This window comes from Prevotella conceptionensis 9403948 (genome assembly GCF_000312305.1).
Taxonomy (GTDB): Bacteria; Bacteroidota; Bacteroidia; order Bacteroidales; family Bacteroidaceae; genus Prevotella; species Prevotella conceptionensis.
In genome coordinates, this window is the sequence record NZ_HE999450.1 from 1 (window position 1) to 19,651 (window position 19,651).

Genomic DNA, 19,651 nt, shown 5'->3' on the forward strand with positions numbered 1-19,651 from the left:
AAGCCCTGAGTGCGAAGACTGCACTCAGGGCTTGTTCGTTTTTGGGAGTTGGTGAGTTGTTGAGTTTTTAAGTTTGTGAGTTTATGAATTAGTGAGTTTGTCCTCGGTTTATACAATTCCCCAAGGCAACTAACATGTCTTACATTATCGTAAGTATTACAGCTTAGTTGTTAATAGCTCTTTGAATATTTCTTTACTATACTCAACGAAACGCTTGTTTAGTTTTACATCACTTAAATCTACCACAATGATGCTATCTTGTACTTCAAAGACAACAGACTCGTAGGTCAAACTTACCGATTTGCAAGTGTTATAAGTAACATCACCATTACATTCTGCATATATCCCATTTAGTTCAGATTCTGGGTCATCGTCCTCCCCCAATGTTATAGGCCTTTGGAAAAGGATATAGTTCTTATAATCAAATTTATCATCGGCTAATCCAACCATATAATAGTTGTCTTTTTTATTTCTACTTGCAGTAATAGCTTTTGCTTTAAATTCCAGTCTAAACATAAGTAATGTTATTAGTGTTATACGTTGGCAGAATTAATCTCTCACTTAGCCATTCCGACAAGGGAATAAATAAGGTAAATCGTCCTGTCTGATATACTAAATTATTCTTTTTCAAATGTCTCTTCTTTATTTTACTGATGAAGATGTGTCCCTTCTCTGTTACACTACCATGACAGCCGCTCTACCAAGATGGATTGTTGGCTTTCCCAAAAAGCGTCATCACGTATGTCAATACCTAGCTTAATGCAGTAGGAAATAAGTGCATCTTTATCTAATCTTCGTTTTATCATTTTTTGTTGATACAGCTCTTTGTCTTCAAATGGTTGGATTTCCCCTTGGCAGAGAAATTTCCATTTGGGGTCTTTCATTGCATAGACAGTACGTACTTTTTTCCCCTTTTCTATGTAACTAAACGCATTCATTGCATCATGTGTGTCGTTTGTGCTGATTTGAAAGCAATAGGCTTTTATTCTTAAAGCCTCGGAGATTTGATAGGCTAACGAACTTAATCCATCTGAATAGTTTGAGAACATTATACACTTGTTCTCACATGTCCTTGGAGTGAAGAAATATAGCTTTTCAAAATGCGCACCTCCCTTAAGCGGACTTGTTTCGTATAGGTCGAACTTAAATGGCGTGCGTGTTATTTTGTACTTTTCACTGTTTCCCCATCTTTTCTGAATGTAACCCTTTATTTGTTCTAATGGACAATCTAGGCATGTGAAAGTGAAATACTCGAATTGATTTATACGCATAGTTTCCTTGGTGAAGGTGTGAATGTGCTTTTACCATACCACTATCGTAAGTGAATAAGCATCTTTTCCGTTAAAATAGTCAAGGTGGCCGTAATATGCCCTTGCAAGGCGGCCAATAGTTTATAACGATTAACGCCCTGTTCGGGTATTTATTGCGTTGAAAGTCTGTGAAAAGGTGGTCTTTTCACTAACCGGTAGCAGGTTAATGACTTTGAGATGCTTTCTAATGATTGATATGAGTTACAATATTTGGTTGTTGTTGATGCGTTTTCACCTATATGTTTGATTTCAGAGGATTTGTTGGTATAATGGTGTGGAAAAGTTGTGGCCGACTTTTCTTATACGAAAGCCCTGAGTGCAAACGTCGCACTCAGGGCTTGTTCGTTTTATGGATTCCTGATGGTTGCTTATAATGCAATTTCAAGCGGTTTGTTGTATTGAAGGTGCATTATGCCGAGTGGGTAAGCTAGTCGGCCCAGAACACGCCATTGTTAAGGTCGACATCGTAACAATCCCAGTTCTCTGGGTTTTCGTTATTAAATGAAGTTCCCTCTTTGCTACGAGTATTGTCGCCCTTGGTGTATTCCATCTTTGATGTCTTGTCGACTAGGTTACTGTGTGCATCGCTCCATTCAGGGCTGTTGCTATAAGTAACGGTTCCGTCTGCATTAAACGTAACTCTTACATTTAGGAAAAGCTCGGCTTTTTTCCTTGCTTCGTCTTCCATGTATTGTTTATTCCAGATTATGCCTTCCAGTTCTTTGTCTTCGTTTGAGTTTAAAGTCAATTTTACGCACAAAACGATGGCGATTATAACTATTCCGACAAATCCTAATGTTTTCATGTTCTTTGATTAATATAGTTTATTGAAGTGAGGTTTGTCCAAGGTGTTGGAGTGAGACAGGTAATAAAGTGCGGACAACTAGCGTCACCTAAACGTACAATAGGGATGTAACAAGAATGATGCTTACACGTCATTACCTTTGTGTCTGTAACATGTTATTATATCATAGGCATTCGTTTTTTGGTATTACGGCTGCAAAGTTACAAATTTACTTTAATACTACCGCACTTTTTTAGATATATGTAACGGATTATGAATGTTAATTTGCCGAGTTGCATCAAGGGGTTAAATACCTGGGTGCGCTACACAATAGTATTGGTATGTGTGAATATTGCCAAGTTTATTCTGTGCAACTACCATTTGATTATTTGACTGTTACATGAGTTAGCAGCCATTTGTTGGTCGTTCCAACGATAGCAACCCAAAGGTACTAGGACTGTATTAACTGCAACTTGCGCACTCGCTTACATGTCGTTATTTTCGTAGTTGTCGAAGTCGACGGCGCGCTTTGCATCTGCTTGCGATGCATCTCCACGTTCAGTTCCAGGGCTTAGGCTAGTGCCTTTCGAGCCGCATAGGAACATAACCTTAATACATAGCAAACCAATGGTTGGTTTTTTGTAGATGTTCTTTTTCATAGGATGATTATTTGCTGTTTGTTATGGGATGAGAATGTTTAAGATATAGACTACATCTGTAATCTACCGAATTAGTATTTTCTTATTTCGTCGCACATATACCAGCCCTGCTTGTCGCTGCTCTTTCTTTATGCACCTTCCGTCTAGCGTGTACCATGTTTCGTTTTCTTCATCGCGCTGTTCTTTATGCGGGAGTTCAACAACGGTTGTCTCGTTGGCTACGAATTGGTATTGTTTAGCAGCAGCGGCAGAAGAAAACTTAAAATAAGCCCTTAGCCCAGGCATTGTGCGAGCGTTGTTGGCAGGTAAGAATAGTTTATTGCCCTGTAAAAACTGCTCGGTATCGTCGGCTGCGAGTTCTTTTGCGTTGTATGTTCCACAAAACGACACCCCATCGTGCGTAGCCATGCTTGCGTAAGGGGCGATGATGTCGGTGTTTGGCATTGTCCACGACTTAATGTTGTTAGCGGTTCTTAGTAGATAAGGCACGCCTGCTTGTAGTTGTGTTACAGGTTTGAATTGCAGTTTGTTGTTTGAAACAGTCGAGAACGCCATCAAGGTATGAACTCCGAATGCCTCTTTTAGCTCTGTCGCACTCATGTTGAACGGAAGACAAATGGTGTTCCATCGTTCTGCTTTCAGTTTCCGTTTAACTACAACAGCTGTGTTTGTAGTCGTGATAATGTTGTTTTGTGGTTTTCCTTCGTCCAAAACAAGTTCTTTCCTTATTCCATCGCGTTGTAGTGGGATAAAGTAAATTTCCCCTTCTTTAAAGGTATAGAACAAGCCCGTGAGCGTGTGATAGGTTTGTTTCGTTGGTAAGGTAAACGTTAAGTTAAACGCACGGAGCAACTCTAAGCTATGTCCGTTCACCATCAGTTCTGCTTTACCCGTCCTACCTTTTACCTTTACCGCGACATTGGGTTGATAACCAAAGACACAATCGTCTAGGTTTAGTTTCGTGCAATCTAATTCTGTCGGTGTCGGTGGCTCTTTATGTTCTACTTGTACGTGGCCTGTACCATCGTTTTCAACCATCAATACGGGAAAATAGTTGCGTACGAACTTGCCAAGTACAAATCCCGACAGTACGTCGCCTGTTTGAAAAGGCATGGTGTTGTTGAACTTTAAAGCCAAACAACCCGTTTTATCACGAACGAATGCCCACTTATTGCGAACGAATACCACTTCGGCCGCATTTAAAGAAAGGTTGTACAGACTTTCTGTGTCGTGTTTCTTGTTAAACTCACGAATGTTTGCGGCCCCTTTAATTCCACTCCAACATCTCATCACACATGTTGTCATGCAGGGTGCATGCCTCTCATCGCCCAAATAAACGGCCGTGAGTGTGGTTGTACCAGTTGCAATGGGTGTGGCATTGGTGCCGTCGGCATTGAGTTCCAGTATTTTGTTATTGCCCGAAAGGTACATCAAATCGTTATTTTCGGCCCCTTCGAGATGTGGAACAGGTAGTTTGTCGCCTTTAAAGAAGTCGTAGGCTGGTTGAACAAAGCTTATCGTTGTTGGTTGTTTAGGCGAAACGTCGGCCAAATGCACCTCGATACGTTCGAGCCTCAGCACTTCTTGACTATTGTTCGTTATTTCCATTTGGCGCGATTGCCCCACCCAAGCCTGCCCTTCTTGTTGGAAATAACCCGAAGGGGTGGTAAACTGCTCTGAACGAAGAGGGATTGCGCCTTTGGCAACGTGCAGTACAACCTTTGTGATACATTTGTTGGAAAGCGACTTCCCTAGCAATCTGTTGCCAGGGTTGAGCAATAGCGTATGTGTTTTTGGGTTTACCGTTGGGTTACCTTTGCCTTCGCCTTTCGGAAAAATGAGTTGGCAATGCTTACTTTCCTTGTCGGTATTGGTGTGATTGGCATAATCGAAAGTTTCGATAATGTTTTGCGCCTTTGCCGTTGTGCCGACAATGAGAAGTGAAAGCAGAAGTAGCTTGTTTATAAGTTGATGAGTTTGTGAATTCATGAGTTTAGTTTTTGAGTTTATTAGTTTTTTGACTTCATGTGTTTGTTATTTTTTGAGTTTACGAGTTTATAAGTTTGTTTATGTGTTGATGAGTTTTTGAGTTTGAAGGGTGGTGAGTTCTTATGTCTTCTGCCTTTTTCTCTGTGGTAAGCTCGGAATTTCGTAGTATGAGCCATAAAGCGATAAGACTTAAACTCATCAACTAATAAACTTATCAAGTCATAAACTTACTCTTCTGATGGCACATTGTCGGCTAGTTCTGCCGTGTATAGTTGCACATATTGTTGTGCCACCTTTACGTAATCGTGGTGCTTGGCTACGTATTCCACACTTTGGCGTTTGTGTTGCATCAGTTTTTCCTTGTCGGCAATGGCCTGTTCTAGCTTCATATACACGTCTTCTTCGTTTGGCAGTACGTTTATTATAGGCCGCAAATGCGTTTCGCCTAGCAGTTCGTAGCCCTCTGGTTCGCCTCCGCCAACGCAAACAATGCCCTTGCTCATGGCCAAAAGGGGGTTCATTGATGGGGTATAGCTATAAAGTTGGTCTAAAATAAGGTCGCTGTTTTCCATCAGTCGTTGGTATTCGGCAAAAGGAACCGACTCTACCTTCACCAATTCCACTTCGTTTGTTTGCTTTTCTACCAACCGAAGGGCGGCAGCCAGCATTATGTCGGTGCCCTTATAGGCATGTCGCGACTTGTTGATGCCGATGAAAATCTTAACCTTTTGCCCGATAGGTGCGATGGTTGCAGGCGGACATGGCATCTTAATGGGGTAGGGGATGAAAACGGTTTTATGGGGGAAAAGCGGCTGATAGCATACCCAATACTCGTAAAGCCCCGTGATAATGCCGTCGCAATCGTGCGCGATATACTTGTTTAGCCGTTCTTTGCTCGTGCCAATCCAGTCGGCTATTTCCTTTAAGGCATCTTCGTTTTGCCTTAGTTCGTTGCCAAGGTTAAAGTCGCTATATCGTAAAGGCTTGCGTGTTCGGCATTCGTTCACCCAATAGTAGTCCATGCCAAAGGCGCAGAGAAACACGCGCTTGTTGTGTTTGCGCAGGTAGCGATACAGCGAAAACAGCCTTTCGGCCTTCATTTCAACGAATATGGGGTTGATAAGCTGCACCACATCATAGCCTCGCAACTTGGGCAATGCCCACAAAAGGCGAAGTGAAAAGCTTATTTTGCCCCACAGCCCCGCAGTGCGTTTGAGGTCGATGTCGCGCGGATAGTCTTTCCAAAAGTCGCCGTTAGAGGCCACCGTAACTCGATGTCCCAGCTGTCGCAGCCCTTGGGCCAAGGCATTGTGCACGTTGCTATATTCGCCTAGCAGTAAAATCTTCATGAAACAACCTTTGGTAACACCCTACAAAGTATGCGCCTGCCAGCTTTGAAGTTGGTAAAACGTCTGAACCATTGGTACTTTTGGCTGTAAGGCTTGTCGGGAAGTGGGAACAAACCATTGCGGTGCAGGCGCGCTACACATTTTTCCAGATGTCTAGGCGAACGCGTGTCGACGATGATTTTGTACAGATAGTCCATCGTTAGTTGTGCCACACGTCTTTGTAAGGCGTCTCTATTGGCCGTTGGTCCCGTTGCCGCCATCTTTTTAAGTTGCATGATAACGTCTTCCAAGTCGCTTAGCCGTTTGGCAACGCTCTTGATGTCGTGTCGCTGAGTGATAGAACCCTCGCGTTTTCGGTAGAAATAGGCGTGGGCATTGGTAACAAATACGCGTTCGGCACGTAGTAATAGCTGTGGCGTAAACTCTTCGTCTTCGTGGTATATGCCTTTCCGAAAGCGCAACGAACCGGCAAGTTGCCGTTTAAAAAGGTAGCCCCAAGCAGCTGCATGCAGATTGTTGTGGCGCATATAGCGTGCTCCGTCAATGGGGCCTTCGTAGTGTGTGGGAACGTTTTTGGGGGTGTTTTGTGTTTGATTAAACATCACCACGTCGGGTTCTTGATAGCGCATGATGTCTAGACAGTGCTCGTAAGGTGCGCGCAACAAGTAATCGTCGGCATCGATAAATTGCACATACTCGCCAGTGGCGAGTCTTAGGCCAGTGTTTCTAGCGTGGCTTAGTCCGCCGTTCTTTTGTCTAACATAAATAATGCGGTCTTGAATGTCGCGCAAGTCGTTGATGGGCGAATAGTCCGAACCATCATCAACGACAACAATCTCGCGCTCGTCATTGCTCAGCGACAGCGACAATATGCTGTCCAGACATTGCCTGAGCATGTTTAAGGGTTCGTTGTGATAGGGAATGATAAAGCTAATCATTTTGTTTTCATGAAACGGTGTAACAATAGATGTATTTGGCATAGACTCTTTATGCCGAAAACCTTAACCCAAAAGGCTTTGGCGCGCGTGGCAAAGGGCATCGGGGCTTTTAGCACGAAGTGCCAACTTAGCGGATGACGAGCCAGCCTAATGGTAGTGTCGCCTTTGCGGTAAAGGTCTATTTGCATGTTAAGCAAATGCAGATGAAAGCGTGCTTGGGTCTCGCTTGTACAGCCGTTGGGCGGGATGATGCTTTTTCGCACACGCAAGTTCCACACCAACAGTTGTGCCAATTCGTAGGCACTGGCCTTTTGGGTAATGCCTTCGGGATTTAGCCAGTAGTGGTATGCACCTTGGTTAATGGTAAGTATGTTGCCTGCTTTGGCCAAAAGGCGCGCCGTGGTGATAAGGTCTTCGAACACTTTACCTTCGGGAAACCGCACATTGGCAAAGAGATTGGCGCGCCACAGCTTGTTCCAAGCATAAGCATGCAGGTAGCCTTGCTCTTCGTACCAATAAAGGGCTGGCTTATGGTGCTCTTGTTCGGCAAAGGTGAGCAGCTGTTCGTGTTGCGAAAGCCAGCCCTTCAACACGGGAAACTCCACGATGTTGCATTGCGGATGTTGCGCAAAGGCATCGACGGCGGCCTGAAACGTGTTGGGCGCGATAGCGTCGTCGGCATCTACAAAGGCCAAGAAGTCGCCCTTAGCATGGGCGATACCCGTGTTGCGGGCCTTGCTCAGTCCGCCATTGGGTTGGTGCAGCACCGTTATTCGGCTGTCTTTTTCGGCCCACGAGTCGCATTTTTGCGCGCTACCATCGGTAGAACCATCATCAACAAGCAGCACTTCCATATTGTCAAACGTCTGTTTGAGCACGCTCTCTACACAGCGGTCGAGTGTGTGCAGCATGTTATATACAGGTATGACAACACTTATTTGCATGATGTTTTATTTACAAAGTTACATTAAAAAGTAATAATGACCAAAATTTTTCGTTGTTATAGTAAAAAAGATTAGGTTTTGTAAATAATCGCCTTTAAGCTACAAAGCTGCACCAGGCCTAGGCATGTGCTAATACAAGTTCCTTGTAGTGGCACAACAAGTGGCTTGTACAGGCACTACAAAGGGGTTTGTACTGGTGCGTTGCAGAGAAAGCTGTTGGCAGACGAACGTTTTCGTCAAGCCAAATGAACAACGTCGAGCTTGCTCGGACACTGTCATGGCGAGAAAACGCACTTTTCGAGGAACGAGAAAAGAACGTTTTCGTTAAGCCAAATGAACAACGTCGAGCTTGCTCGGACATTGTCATGGCGAGAAAACGCACTTTTCGAGAAAGGAGAAAAGAACATTTAAAGCCAATTCTTTTTTACTCTATAATTAAGAATGAGACAACAGGAAAAAACAAACGGCTATGCACACATACTGAAATATATGGGTGTGTTCGGCAGTGTTCAGGGTGTGACAATCGGCTTGGGTATTATCCGAAACAAGTTGGTGGCCGTGCTTATTGGGCCTGCCGGCGTGGGCATTATATCCCTATTTAACTCGGCCATTACCCTGCTTACCAACACGGCAAACATGGGGTTGGGCGTTAGTGGGGTGCGCAATGTGTCGGAGGCTTACGAGACAAACGATGGCCAACGCCTCGACTTGGCTGTCTCCACACTTCGCTTTTGGGCTTTCTTAACGGGTTTCTTGGGTATGTCGCTGTGCCTTGCGCTTAGTGTATGGCTCAGCCAAATCACGTTTTCGGATAACGTTCACACTGTAGATTTCTTGCTGCTTTCGCCCATTGTGGCCCTTTCGTGCATCACCGTGGGCGAGACGGCCCTATTGAAAGGCGCGCGAATGCTGCGTAGTCTGGCCCAACTTTCCATTGCCAGTCTGGCACTTACCATCTTGATAACCATCCCCTTGTACTACATCTATCGCGAGGCAGCCATTGTTCCGTCGCTTGTTGTGGCCGCTTTGGTGCAGATGGGCGCAACACTGGCTTGCTCGTTCAGGGCATTTCCGCTGCGACTGAATTGGAACAGCGAGCATTTTCGTTCGGGTAGCGCGGTGATAAAGCTGGGTTTGGCTTTTACGCTAGCAGGCATATTGGGCAACGGGGCCGACCTTTTTATTCGTAGCTTTCTTAACAAAACGGCCTCTATCGAAACCGTTGGCCTGTATAATGCCGGCTATATGCTTTCTGTGGTGTATGCCTCCACGCTGTTTTCGGCGTTAGAGGCCGACTTCTTTCCGCGCATTTCGGCCGTAAACCGATTTCAATATACCATGAACGTGCTTGTAAACCGCCAAATAGAGGTGGGCTTGCTCATTGTTGGGCCGTTGTTGGTGGTGTTCGTTTTGGCGTTGCCCGTTCTTGTTCCGCTGTTGTATAGCAGTGCCTTTGCTGGGGTTGTGGTCATGGTTCAGGTGCTTAGTTTCAACATTTTCTTTGGGGCGATAAGTCTTCCGTTAGAATATATCGCGCTGGCAAAGGGCGATTCGCGAACCTACCTGCTGCTCGAAGTGGCCTACGACTTGGCTTTTGTGGCGGCCGTTATCGGCGGAATGCACTTAGGCGGATTGTGGGGCGTGGGCTTGTGCCTATCGGTAATGAGCCTGCTTAACCTCGCTTTGGTGGCGTGTGTGGTGCAAAAGAAGTTTGGTTGTCGCATGCGCCGCAGCGTTTTCCGCAACATCGGGCTGCAATTGCCTTGGCTTGTCTTGGCCTATGCCACCACATTTGTACACAACATGTCGGTTTATTGCCTCGTTGGTCTTGCGTTGGTTGGCATCAGTTCGTACTTGTCGGTTGGCGCATTGCGAAAGAAAACAAAACATTAAAACTTAGAAATACAAAGATAATGCCCAAAGTTTCTGTACTGGTTGCCGTGTATAATGCTGAAAAATATCTGCGAACGTGTCTCGAATCGCTGTTAAATCAGAGTTTGAAAGACATTGAGATTGTATGTGTAGACGACGCCTCGACCGATAATTCATTGGCGTTGCTGCACGAATATGCGGCGAAGGACAGCCGATTGAAGGTGGCGACGCTGGCTAAAAACTCAGGCATTTCGCACACACGCAACGTGGCTTTGGGCATGTCTACTGGCGAATACGTGTGCATGGTCGATTCGGACGATTGGCTCTCGGCCGATGCTTTGCAGCTTGCTGCCGAGGTGCTCGACACAGAACAAGGGGTGGATTGTGTGCTTTTCGACTTTATCATTGCCGAACGCGACGACGTTCAGGGCACATATACGCGCCAACGGCGGTATAATTCGATGCCGTTTAGTCGCATTAGCGGCCTTCGCGCTTGCGAATTGAGTCTTGATTGGCGCATTCATGGGCTTTATATGATAAGGCGTGCGATACATCTACAATATCCTTACGATGAGAGTAGTCCTGTGTATAGCGACGAAAACACCACGCGCGTGCATTATTGGGCATCGCGAGAGGTGGCGCAATGCGCGGGAAAGTATTTCTATCGCCAGCATGCAGAGTCGGCCACGCATGCGCCTAACCTGAATAAGTATTATCGTTTGGACGCTTACAAAAGTCTGAAACAATTTTTGCGGAGCCATGCCGACACCCGTTTCCTGTGCGCACGATTTGAAAACATGCGGTGGCTAACGGTTGTAGACCTATATTTTGAGTACTACAAAACGCGACGGCAATTGTCGCGAACAGAGCAACAAACGGTGAAAAAGCGTTTGAAAGCGGCTTGGCAAGACATCGACCACTCTTTGCTTAGCGGCAAAGATACGCGCAAGTTTGGGTATATGCCCCTCCGCTTTTCGTGGTTGGCGTTTAGAATACAAGAAGAATTGTATTTCTTCGTTAGGGCAATGCGCGATAAAATGAGGTAAGATAGGCAATGAAAACCATTAAAAACGGCAAAGCTGGGTATGGATATAATCAATGATTTTGAAGTTCAGTTTTATAAGGCACTACGCCTTTTAGACCTCGGTAAAACAGAACAGGCCTCAAAAATACTAGAAAACGTAGTTGCCGAGGCAGCCAAAATGCAGAACAACCTTTTCTTTATAAGGGCGAGTTGTGTGCTAGGCGAGTTGCTGTTTGCGACTGGTAAGTACAACGAGGCTAGGAGATATTTGACACAAGTGATAGAAACGCCTTGTCAAGATGATGTTGTGGATTATGAAAAGAACCTTGCCGAAGACATCTTAGGCAGGTTATAAAAAATGCCTTTAAACAAGACAGGGCAATGAAAACAGAAAAATACAAGACAACTGATCAAGAATTTGAGGCGATAATAAAGTTAACGCCCCAGCAACGCTATGCTTATTTTGTAAAACGAATATGCGATTGGGAAGAGATATGGACGTTGTATAAGGGCGATTGCATTGTGCTGAACGAAGACAAACATGGTGTTTTGTTTGCACTTCTTTTCCCTTTCGAGTCTTTTGCCTCTTTCTATGCCACAAGAACAGTAAGCTTGCAGAATGATTTGTGTAAGTGTTTTACTTTGGACGAGTTTCTCTCTACTATCGTAAACAAGCTGTTGACGAATAACATTGCCTCTGCTTTAGTGTTTCCCGTACCCAATGGATTTGGACTGAACGTTCCATTGACAAGGCTTATCGCCGACATACACAAAGAATTGGAAAACTACGAGTAGCCAATTGCCTTTTCTGCAATTGTTATACGAACCTTTTATTTTATACTCTCCTCAATACATGGAAAATAAAAAACCGCGTGTTCAATTCAAGAACACGCGGCATTTTCTGTTGTTATACGTTGATGAAAATAAAAAATGACGGGACAAGCCGTTGAACTATTAACTTACTTACTTGTAAATCTGCTAACTAGCCAACTTGTTAAGCCGTGTAAACTGTCTATCTCGCTAACTTGTTTAACCGTTAACTCGTTAACTTATCAACTTGTAAACCCGTCAATTTGTCAACTCATCAACTTGTCAGTTCACTCAATATTCCACAACTGTTGTCTCTTTTGTTTCAGGGTCGTAAACCTTTTCCCTAATCTTAAACACCTGCCATTCGGCCATAGCTACCCAGTTTTTACCAGAAGTTGCCGACTTAATTTTAAACCAGACGTAACGGAAAGGCTTATCGCTCTTAATACTTCGTGCCGACTCGTACACAGCCTTCTTGTCGCCAGGCAGGTTGGCAAACGAGGCCAGCTTGCGTGTTCCCGTTTCGTTGGCATAATATTCAGGAGTGTTTTCAAAGGCGTCGCTAACAAGCACATCCATTTCCTTGGGGTTGTCTTTATTGTTGTTGTTACGACACACATAGCGGAATTGCAAGGCCGTGCGCTCTTGTCCCAAGTCGAACACAATATAATGAGGGAAGGGTCGGGGCGCACTCCAACTCATGTGGAAGTAAGTATTCTCATTTCCGTCTATCAAAGCAGACAGTGGCCCTTCGCTAGATTCAGGGTCGTCGCTCCACACTTGGCTCGCTTCAAACGTCAAGGGGTCTTTAAATGTTTCGTAAACGGTTTTTGTTGCCGCCCCTGCTTGCGCCGTAATCTTGGCCACATCGCCTCCTGCCCCGGCCTCGCTGAGAGGCTGCAAGCTATATTCTATTTCGCCATAGCGGGCCAGCAGGTTGTCTATCTTGATAGAATCGCTATAAACACTTGCCAAACGCATGCGCACTTGTTCTTCGCCAGGCACCTGATATGTCACCTTAATGTACTTATAAGTGGGATTTTGGGGTATCGTCCACCAGATGATTACAGCCCCTGGTGCCTTGTCGTACCTAAGCGTTTGGGCATCTAACGATGTAGGCGCAGGCCCATTGTCGTCTTTGCTGCACGAGCAGAAAGCACCCACCGCACATAGGCAGACTATGGATAATATGATATTTTTCATTTCGTTGAATGTTAAATGTTCGTGTTACCTGTGGTCACCCGTATATCCAGGATTGTTCACAAGGTGTGGATTCTTGTTAATGTCGTCAATGGGGATGGGCAATAGGTATTGCGTAGGCGACTCAAACTTACGCTCGTACTGAATTTCTTTCAACCCAGCAAACTCCTCTATGGTGGTGGCATTGATGTTTAAGCCTTGTGCCTTTTTGTTAAAGCATTCACCAGCCAACATCCACCTGCGCATATCCCAGAAGTTTTGGCACTCCAAATAAAACTCAGCCATACGCTCTTGTCGCACAATCTGGCGCAGCTTAGCTTGGTCGAGTGTTACGCCAGCGCGTGCCCACGACGTTTCAACATCGGGAATACCTGCCCTTTGGCGCACCTTGTTGAGGTAAGTCTTGGCCGTTTCAAGGTCGCCCGTTTCCACGCAAGCCTCTGCATAACCCAAGTAAAGGTCGGCCAAACGGATAACAGGGAACGGCATCCATTCGCGCGAACCACCTCCGCTTGCAGATACAGCCGTATTAGGACTAACAAATTTCTTATTGAGATAGCCGCCAGGCGAATAGTTACCAGTGCGCTTTAATGCCGCCGTACCTAAACTGCAATTACCTCCTAGAACAAAATCGCACACCAAACGCGAGTCGGTAGTGTTCTTTTGCCCATTGCTCATGGTGTAAGCTGGGTTAGAGGGGTCGTTCTGCACTTCATAATAACCACCTTGGAAAGCCACCCAAGCATAATAGCGGGGCTCGCGGTCGAGGTTAAAGACAATGGTTTTCTTTCCAGGCTGGCCCTCGTCTTGGTGAGCCGAGTCGATGGCCACCACTTGCAGCTTTTCTGTGTCCTTAAAATCTGGGTCTTCATCCCAAGGCAATCCGTTCTTGGTATAAAAGCGATTAAGCATTGCCCATGTGGGGCAAACACCGTTCCACGCCCAGCCTGAGGCACTGAAAGGCAACGACTTGCTCAACACGCCATACCATCCCTCGCCTCTTGTTTCGGCCAATAGCACCTCTGGGTTAACTTCTTGGTAGTCGAGCGAAAGCAAACGCAGACAGCGCACGGGGCCGGCAGCAGGCCATTGGTTTTTGCTGGCATCGCCAATAAAACGGTCTTGTTTGGTGTAGAGATGATAACCATTCTGTTCGGCAAAGTCGATGGCCTCTTTCATGGCGTCGCGCGCCTTCACCCACTTGTTGGCATCGTAGGCGGTAGGCATCAGTTGTGTGCCATTGTCTGGGTCGCGCATATTCTTAAACAGTTCGGGAGCGCGTTCGTTAAACAATGGCGAGGCTGCATAAAGCAGCATTTTGGCTTTCACAGCCTTGGCAGCCACACTTGTGGCAAGGCCATACTGTATTTGATCGCGCCTTACAGGCAGACCAGCAGCGGCAGCATCCAACTTATCGCATATCCATTGTACACACTCGTCGTAAGGCGTGCGATGAGCAAAGTCTTCTACCTTGGTTTCGATATTGGGTGTTTCTTTCACCAAAATAATCGGGCCATAGCATCGAGCCAGCATATAATGGTAATAGGCAATAAGGAATTGACCCTGCGCCTTATAGTCGGCCTTCTTCTCATCGTCCATGTCGGATGTTTTGTCTACACCCTCCAAGAACATGTAGCACTGCCTAATTCCTTGAAAGAAGTCGTTCCAATAGGATATTACAGGAGAAGAGGCCGTGTAATTTCCCTTTGGAAAAGCTGCGAACGTTTCGTGTTCGAAGGCTGTTGTAACCTCGTCTCCTGTAAAGAAGTCGAGCGAACCCTGCGCCAAATTCGACTGTGGAAGATATGCGTAACACGAATAGAGGTACTTCTCGGTCTTGTTGTGGTCCGAATATGTGTCCTCTTTCGTGGCGTTCTCGTCTGGAACGATGTCCAAGAAGTTACACGAAACGAACGCGAACGTCACTGCCACGGCCATGAAAATTCTATATATTGATTTCATCTTGATGTTCGGTTATAGTTATTTGAATGTTAACTGCAAGCCAATGTTAAATGTTCTTTGCAGGGGATAGCTCATGCCTGCGCCTCCACCCATTTCGGGGTCCCACAGCTTAAATGCCGAGAAGGTAACAAGGTTGCTGGCACTGGCGTAGATGCGGCCATACTTAAACTTGTAGCCCACCTCGAAATTCTTCAGACGAAGGAATGCCGCGTTGCGCAACCAATAGCTAGATGATTGCATGTTGTTGTGGTTATTATACTTGGTTAGGCGTGGATAGCGCGCATTGGGGTTTTGGTTGTCCTTGCTCCAATAGTCGTCGGCAATCCATTGCAACACATTTCGTTTGCTTTGCGTGCCAAATGGCTCAAAATCATTCATCATCAAACTTACGTTTGCCTGCCCTTGGAAGAAGAAAGAGAGGTCCCACTTCTTATAAGAGATAGATGGGCCAAAGCCGTAAACGATTTCGGGAATATATGGGTAGCCTAGTTGCACGCGGTCGTTAGCGTCTATCTTGCCGTCGTATTCGCCGTTTTGGTCAGGTTGGTCGGCGTATTTCACGTCGCCAGGAGCAATGGCAATATTGCCCAAAGTAGACTTCGGGCTATTTGCGATGTCGGCCTCGTCAATATACAAGCCGTTTGCAACATACCCCCAATAGGATTTCAGCCTCTTACCCACCATTCTAAGGGCAGGCCTGGTGTCGGCGGCCTCATCGTATTCAAGCACTTTGTTGCGAGCAAAGGTAAACGTTCCACGGAATTCCACAGCGAGGTCTTTGGTTATGTTCTTGCCATAATCCACAGCCAAGTCCACGCCCCAGTTCTTAACCTTGGCCAGGTTGCCATAGATGTCTGTTTTTGCCGTACCAAAGTAATTAGGTATTGAGCCTTTCTTTTGGAAGATGTTGCTACGAATTTCGCGGAAAACATCGACGGTAAGCTTAACGTCTTTCACTGTTAGGTCGAAACCCACGTTGAGTTTGCGCCCCACTTCCCAGGTAAGGTTCGTGTTTTCGAAACGTTTAAAAACAGGACCTTTAAGATTTCTGCTCTGGCTGCCATAACCTGTGGAAAACTCTGGACTCTTTTCTAAGTCTACGATAGCTTGGTATGCAAAACGTTCTTGCCCCACTTGGTCGTTACCCACCAAACCGTAAGAGGCTCGCAATTTAAGTTGCTGTACCGTTTTCTTCAATGATTCGAAGAAAGGCTCTTCGCTAACGTTCCAACCCAACGAAACCGAGGGGAAGAAACCCCAACGATGACCTTTGGCAAAACTTTCAGATCCGTTATAACCTGCATTAAGTTCCACCATATAGCGATACTTATAGTCGTAAGAAAGTCTTGCGGCCAAACCCATACGACGTTTGGGCAGCGACGCCAAGAAGTTGTCATTACTATTTACATTGGAGTTGTACTCGTCAATGTTAAACAAGGCCATACCACTAACTGTATGATCGCCAAAGCTGCGGTTATAGTCCAGGTATGTTTGGAAATAGTACCTGCGGTTGCCGTTTGTGTAGAAGTAATTGTTCAATATATACTTCTGCGGGTCTGCAATAGGTTTTACCGTCATGTCGTACCCACCATCGGTAGCGGGGTTGGCAGCATAGTCGGTAAGCTGGTAACGGTTGTAGTCCTGCACCCTGTATTTGTAGTTGATGGTGTAGTTTTTGAAAGAGAACAGCGCTTTGAGCGATAAGCCCTTGGTGATGAAATCTAGCTTTTGCTCAAAGTTAAGATTGGCCACCACTGTACTTTCAAAGTCGTCGCGATATCCTTTTGTTGCTTCGGCCACGGGGTTAAGGGGATTGTAGTTTCCTGCCAACAAGCCTCCCCAACGATACCAATCGTCTTCGCCCTTGGGATACATGATGGGGAAGTCTACTGGATTGGCGCCCATAATAGAACCAAACACCTCTTTCGTTCCTCCACCCTTCTTGTCTGTGAGCATACCGTGCATGTCGGTCAGTTGCACATTGAGGTGAAGTGACAGTTTAGATGCCTTGGAAATATTGAAGTCTACGTTGTTTTGAAAGGCATACTTCATGTAGCTGGTGCCGTTGTCGTACGAAAAATACTTGCTGGAAACATCTTTAAGCATGCTGGTTTCGTGGCTGGCGTTGATGTTCATGAAGTAAGTAATCTTCGATGTACCGCCACGCACATTGAAATTGGCACGTTGGTTCCACGTTGCATCCTTGAAAATTTCCTTATACCAATCTACGTTAGGATACACGTAGGGGTTAAGTCCACGCATTGTGCCGTTAATTTTGTCTTCCGAATAAAGCAAATCGCCCGACCCTTGGTTTGTCACCGCCTCGTTATACATGCGCATAAAGGTAACGCCGTCTACGGTTTTGGGTACGTTGATGGGTGTGTTTATCCAGCTTTCCACACGCATGCCGATAACAGGACGGTCGAGGTCGGCACCCGATTTGGTCTTGATAATGAGCACTCCGTTGGCGCCACGCGTACCATACATGGCCGTTGCTGTGGCGTCTTTGAGAACAGAGAAACTCTCAATAATTTCAGGGTCGATGGCGTTAAGGTCGTCCTTAGTTATTTCCACGCCGTCCATCACGATGAGTGGAGAGGTTGCACCATTCATGGTAGACACGCCACGCACAAAGAAGTCGGCACCATTGTTTCCTGGTTCGCCGCTGCGCTGATAGGCGATAACACCCGACAACCTACCAGCAAAGGCGGTGGAAAGGCTTGTTGCAGGCACTTTCAGGTCGTTGGGCCTAACGGTTTGGATAGAACCCGTAACCGTTTCCTTCTTTTGGGCAGTTCCGAAAGCAGTGATAACGGCACCTTCGAGCATCTGAGCTTGGTCTGAAAGAGTGATGGAGAGCACCTTCACGTCGGTCACTTTGATTTTCTTGGTGGTGTAACCAAGGTACGACACTTCGAGGGTTGAACCCTTCGTAGCACGGATTTCAAAACGTCCGTCTACGTCGGTGGCTGTTCCCTCGGTTGTACCAACCACCTTCACAGTGGCACCCACTAGCGGTTCGCCCGTGTTAGAGTCGGTTACTACACCCACGATTTTTGGTGCCGTACTGTTTTGTGCAGGCGCAAGGGTTGCCTTTAAGCCGTTGGGAGTCGCTGCAACACTGAGCCAAGGCATGCCAAGCGACCAACCGCTAGCATGGACTTGGGTCTGCAACGCAGGGGCGAACATAAGTAAAGCCACGCCCGACACAGTACAACACAACTTTCTTGTTAACGTTGTTTGTAATTGCATAATTGGGTTTTTAGTTTAAAGATTGTAACTTTTAAATGGTTTGCTGATTTTAATAGCTGTTCCTTTTAGATTTAGTTGTAAGCAACATCCTATATCATCCAGTAGAGAATTGCGACACAAAAGTAACTATTTTTTTAAACTCTACGAGCAATTTTGCCAATATTTTTATTATTCCTTCATTAAATAACGTTAAACAAAGAAAAGCTAAGAGCATTACAAAAAACAACCCAAATCGGTTCGTCAAAGGACATCTTTCAATATTTCCTCTAATGAACCGATTTGGGTTAAATCACAAACTAAAACGGGAAAGGGCAGACTAGTCAAACTAATCGGGCTACTCCCAACTTAATTCTTGGTCTTTTCCCATATTATTTTGGGAGCCATTCCCAATTAATTTCTAGGCTTTGCCTACTTAATTTTAGAACCATCCCTAGCTTAATTAGACTGATCCCCATAAAAGTATTGGGCTAGGCGATTGGCCTTTGCAAGCCCCCTCACGTCTTACAGCCACACTTTTTTCTTAGCCTTTCGGCTCTCGTTACTCATTCTGTCGAGTGCCGTAACCACATATCTGTATTTTACTTGCCCCTTATCATAAGGCAGCTTAATCCACTTATCGTGCGTGATAGCCACAATTTTGGCAGGATTATCAATGTCAATGTCTTCTCCGTGGGCAAATCTGTACACCACATACTTTTGTGCAAAGTCGCCCCATCGTTTTCCTTTGGGCTCTTCCCAGAAAAGTACAAGGCCGTCGCTAGTCCAAACCGCTTTAAGATGTTTGGGCTTTTTGGGGCGTTTATGGTCGATAAAGGGCATGAGCGGTTGCAGGGCAGGAGTTTTCCAATAATATGTTCGCAATGCCGAACCGTAGTTACCCATGTTATCGGCCACGGCTTTGGCATACCATAGCACAGCCCCTTGCACGTTGGGTAAGTTTCGACGCAGCTTAAACTTGGCCTCCATCTGGTTGGTTTTGGGGTTGTTTAGGTCGGGTTCCTTCACCGTTCGCTCCACGCTTTCACCGATATAAAGCGGTCTGTTGCCTGCATACTTGTTCCACCAGATGGCAAGTGTTTGGTAATCGGCAGTGGGATGACCTATTTTCCAATACAACTGGGGCACACAATAGTCCACCCATCCGTTGTTCACCCATAGCAGAACGTCTGCGTAAAGGTCGTCGTAGTTTTGCAACCCGGATGTTGCACTGCCGTTAACAGGGTCTGATTTCCTGTTGCGATAGATGCCGAAGGGCGACACACCGAACTTCACCCACGGCTTGCGGTCTTTAATGGTTTGGCCCAAGCGTTGTACAAAGGCGTTCACATTGTTTCTGCGCCAATCGTTCTTGTTGGTTATTCCGCCGTTATAGCGCATAAATTCCTTGTCGTCGGCTATGGTTTGGCCAGCAGCAGGGTAAGGGTAAAAGTAGTCGTCGATGTGTATTCCGTCTACATCATAGCGCGTAACGATGTCGTCTACCACACGACAGATGTACTCGCGGTTTTCAGGCAAACCTGGGTTAAGTATCAACTGACCGTTGTAGGGGAACACCCTA

General features: G+C 45.9%; 16 protein-coding genes. 4 read left to right on the top strand and 12 right to left on the bottom strand.

Going from position 1 to position 19,651, the window contains the following annotated elements; all coding sequences use genetic code 11:
- Positions 1–156: 156 nt before the first annotated feature.
- The 8 genes from BN93_RS11940 to BN93_RS11970 all read right to left on the bottom strand — a co-directional run bounded on the left by BN93_RS11940 (position 157) and on the right by BN93_RS11970 (position 7,973).
- Positions 157–516, bottom strand: a complete 360-nt coding sequence (locus tag BN93_RS11940) for an Imm10 family immunity protein (protein ID WP_019188551.1) — start codon at positions 514–516, stop codon at positions 157–159.
- Positions 517–680: 164 nt separating this feature from the next.
- Complete coding sequence (locus BN93_RS18710; protein ID WP_232211180.1) at positions 681–1,049, bottom strand: hypothetical protein; 369 nt, start codon at positions 1,047–1,049, stop codon at positions 681–683.
- A gap of 688 nt (positions 1,050–1,737) precedes the next feature.
- Entirely contained in the window at positions 1,738–2,115 is a 378-nt protein-coding gene (locus tag BN93_RS11950; protein WP_009229108.1) for a hypothetical protein, read from the bottom strand.
- Between the two features lie 464 nt (positions 2,116–2,579).
- The gene (locus BN93_RS18060; protein WP_009229109.1) at positions 2,580–2,753 is read right to left on the bottom strand and encodes a hypothetical protein; all 174 of its coding nucleotides are present in this window, start codon (positions 2,751–2,753) and stop codon (positions 2,580–2,582) included.
- Positions 2,754–2,816: 63 nt separating this feature from the next.
- Positions 2,817–4,742: a hypothetical protein gene (locus tag BN93_RS11955; protein WP_019188554.1), complete on the bottom strand. Its 1,926-nt coding sequence runs from the start codon at positions 4,740–4,742 to the stop codon at positions 2,817–2,819.
- A 227-nt stretch (positions 4,743–4,969) separates the two neighbouring features.
- Positions 4,970–6,091: a glycosyltransferase family protein gene (locus BN93_RS11960; protein WP_019188555.1), complete on the bottom strand. Its 1,122-nt coding sequence runs from the start codon at positions 6,089–6,091 to the stop codon at positions 4,970–4,972.
- Positions 6,088–7,029, bottom strand: a complete 942-nt coding sequence (locus BN93_RS11965; RefSeq protein WP_019188556.1) for a glycosyltransferase family 2 protein — start codon at positions 7,027–7,029, stop codon at positions 6,088–6,090. The genes BN93_RS11960 and BN93_RS11965 overlap by 4 nt, the downstream gene beginning before the upstream one ends.
- Positions 7,026–7,973: a glycosyltransferase family 2 protein gene (locus tag BN93_RS11970; protein WP_019188557.1), complete on the bottom strand. Its 948-nt coding sequence runs from the start codon at positions 7,971–7,973 to the stop codon at positions 7,026–7,028. Before BN93_RS11970 ends, BN93_RS11965 begins: the two co-directional genes overlap by 4 nt.
- 441 nt (positions 7,974–8,414) lie before the next feature.
- Here BN93_RS11970 and BN93_RS11975 point away from each other — a divergent pair, with 441 nt between their 5' ends.
- The 4 genes from BN93_RS11975 to BN93_RS11990 are packed head-to-tail and all read left to right on the top strand — an operon-like array spanning position 8,415 to position 11,664.
- Positions 8,415–9,866: an oligosaccharide flippase family protein gene (locus tag BN93_RS11975; RefSeq protein WP_019188558.1), complete on the top strand. Its 1,452-nt coding sequence runs from the start codon at positions 8,415–8,417 to the stop codon at positions 9,864–9,866.
- 20 nt (positions 9,867–9,886) lie between these two features.
- A complete protein-coding gene (locus tag BN93_RS11980) occupies positions 9,887–10,891 on the top strand; it encodes a glycosyltransferase family 2 protein (RefSeq protein WP_019188559.1) in 1,005 nt (334 codons plus the stop codon).
- A gap of 39 nt (positions 10,892–10,930) precedes the next feature.
- On the top strand, positions 10,931–11,224 hold the full coding sequence (locus tag BN93_RS11985; protein ID WP_009229116.1) for a tetratricopeptide repeat protein: 294 nt from the start codon (positions 10,931–10,933) through the stop codon (positions 11,222–11,224).
- 26 nt (positions 11,225–11,250) lie between these two features.
- Positions 11,251–11,664 carry a DUF2750 domain-containing protein gene (locus BN93_RS11990; protein ID WP_019188560.1) on the top strand — a complete coding sequence of 138 codons (414 nt, stop codon included), beginning with the start codon at positions 11,251–11,253 and terminating at the stop codon, positions 11,662–11,664.
- 306 nt (positions 11,665–11,970) lie between these two features.
- Here BN93_RS11990 and BN93_RS11995 read toward each other — a convergent pair whose 3' ends face one another.
- From BN93_RS11995 to BN93_RS12010, 4 genes are all read right to left on the bottom strand, one after another.
- Positions 11,971–12,882 carry a discoidin domain-containing protein gene (locus BN93_RS11995; RefSeq protein WP_044260669.1) on the bottom strand — a complete coding sequence of 304 codons (912 nt, stop codon included), beginning with the start codon at positions 12,880–12,882 and terminating at the stop codon, positions 11,971–11,973.
- A gap of 24 nt (positions 12,883–12,906) precedes the next feature.
- On the bottom strand, positions 12,907–14,841 hold the full coding sequence (locus tag BN93_RS12000; protein ID WP_019188562.1) for a RagB/SusD family nutrient uptake outer membrane protein: 1,935 nt from the start codon (positions 14,839–14,841) through the stop codon (positions 12,907–12,909).
- A gap of 18 nt (positions 14,842–14,859) precedes the next feature.
- Positions 14,860–18,093, bottom strand: coding sequence for a SusC/RagA family TonB-linked outer membrane protein (locus BN93_RS12005; protein WP_052311376.1), 3,234 nt, complete (start codon positions 18,091–18,093; stop codon positions 14,860–14,862).
- A gap of 501 nt (positions 18,094–18,594) precedes the next feature.
- Positions 18,595–19,651, bottom strand: a 1,057-nt coding sequence (locus tag BN93_RS12010) for a glycoside hydrolase family 10 protein (RefSeq protein WP_019188564.1), incomplete at its 5' end; no start/stop codon positions are given.

Bases quoted from the DNA above. Each gene is read 5' to 3' on its own strand.
- BN93_RS11965 (WP_019188556.1), bottom strand. From the start codon at position 7,029: ATGATTAGCTTTATCATTCCCTATCACAACGAACCCTTAAACATGCTC.
- BN93_RS11995 (WP_044260669.1), bottom strand. From the start codon at position 12,882: ATGAAAAATATCATATTATCCATAGTCTGCCTATGTGCGGTGGGTGCT.
- BN93_RS11985 (WP_009229116.1), top strand. From the start codon at position 10,931: ATGGATATAATCAATGATTTTGAAGTTCAGTTTTATAAGGCACTACGC.
- BN93_RS11960 (WP_019188555.1), bottom strand. From the start codon at position 6,091: ATGAAGATTTTACTGCTAGGCGAATATAGCAACGTGCACAATGCCTTG.
- BN93_RS11980 (WP_019188559.1), top strand. From the start codon at position 9,887: ATGCCCAAAGTTTCTGTACTGGTTGCCGTGTATAATGCTGAAAAATAT.
- BN93_RS18710 (WP_232211180.1), bottom strand. From the start codon at position 1,049: ATGTTCTCAAACTATTCAGATGGATTAAGTTCGTTAGCCTATCAAATC.
- BN93_RS11950 (WP_009229108.1), bottom strand. From the start codon at position 2,115: ATGAAAACATTAGGATTTGTCGGAATAGTTATAATCGCCATCGTTTTG.
- BN93_RS11955 (WP_019188554.1), bottom strand. From the start codon at position 4,742: ATGAATTCACAAACTCATCAACTTATAAACAAGCTACTTCTGCTTTCA.
- BN93_RS18060 (WP_009229109.1), bottom strand. From the start codon at position 2,753: ATGAAAAAGAACATCTACAAAAAACCAACCATTGGTTTGCTATGTATT.
- BN93_RS11990 (WP_019188560.1), top strand. From the start codon at position 11,251: ATGAAAACAGAAAAATACAAGACAACTGATCAAGAATTTGAGGCGATA.
- BN93_RS11975 (WP_019188558.1), top strand. From the start codon at position 8,415: ATGAGACAACAGGAAAAAACAAACGGCTATGCACACATACTGAAATAT.
- BN93_RS11970 (WP_019188557.1), bottom strand. From the start codon at position 7,973: ATGCAAATAAGTGTTGTCATACCTGTATATAACATGCTGCACACACTC.
- BN93_RS11940 (WP_019188551.1), bottom strand. From the start codon at position 516: ATGTTTAGACTGGAATTTAAAGCAAAAGCTATTACTGCAAGTAGAAAT.
- BN93_RS12000 (WP_019188562.1), bottom strand. From the start codon at position 14,841: ATGAAATCAATATATAGAATTTTCATGGCCGTGGCAGTGACGTTCGCG.
- BN93_RS12005 (WP_052311376.1), bottom strand. From the start codon at position 18,093: ATGCAATTACAAACAACGTTAACAAGAAAGTTGTGTTGTACTGTGTCG.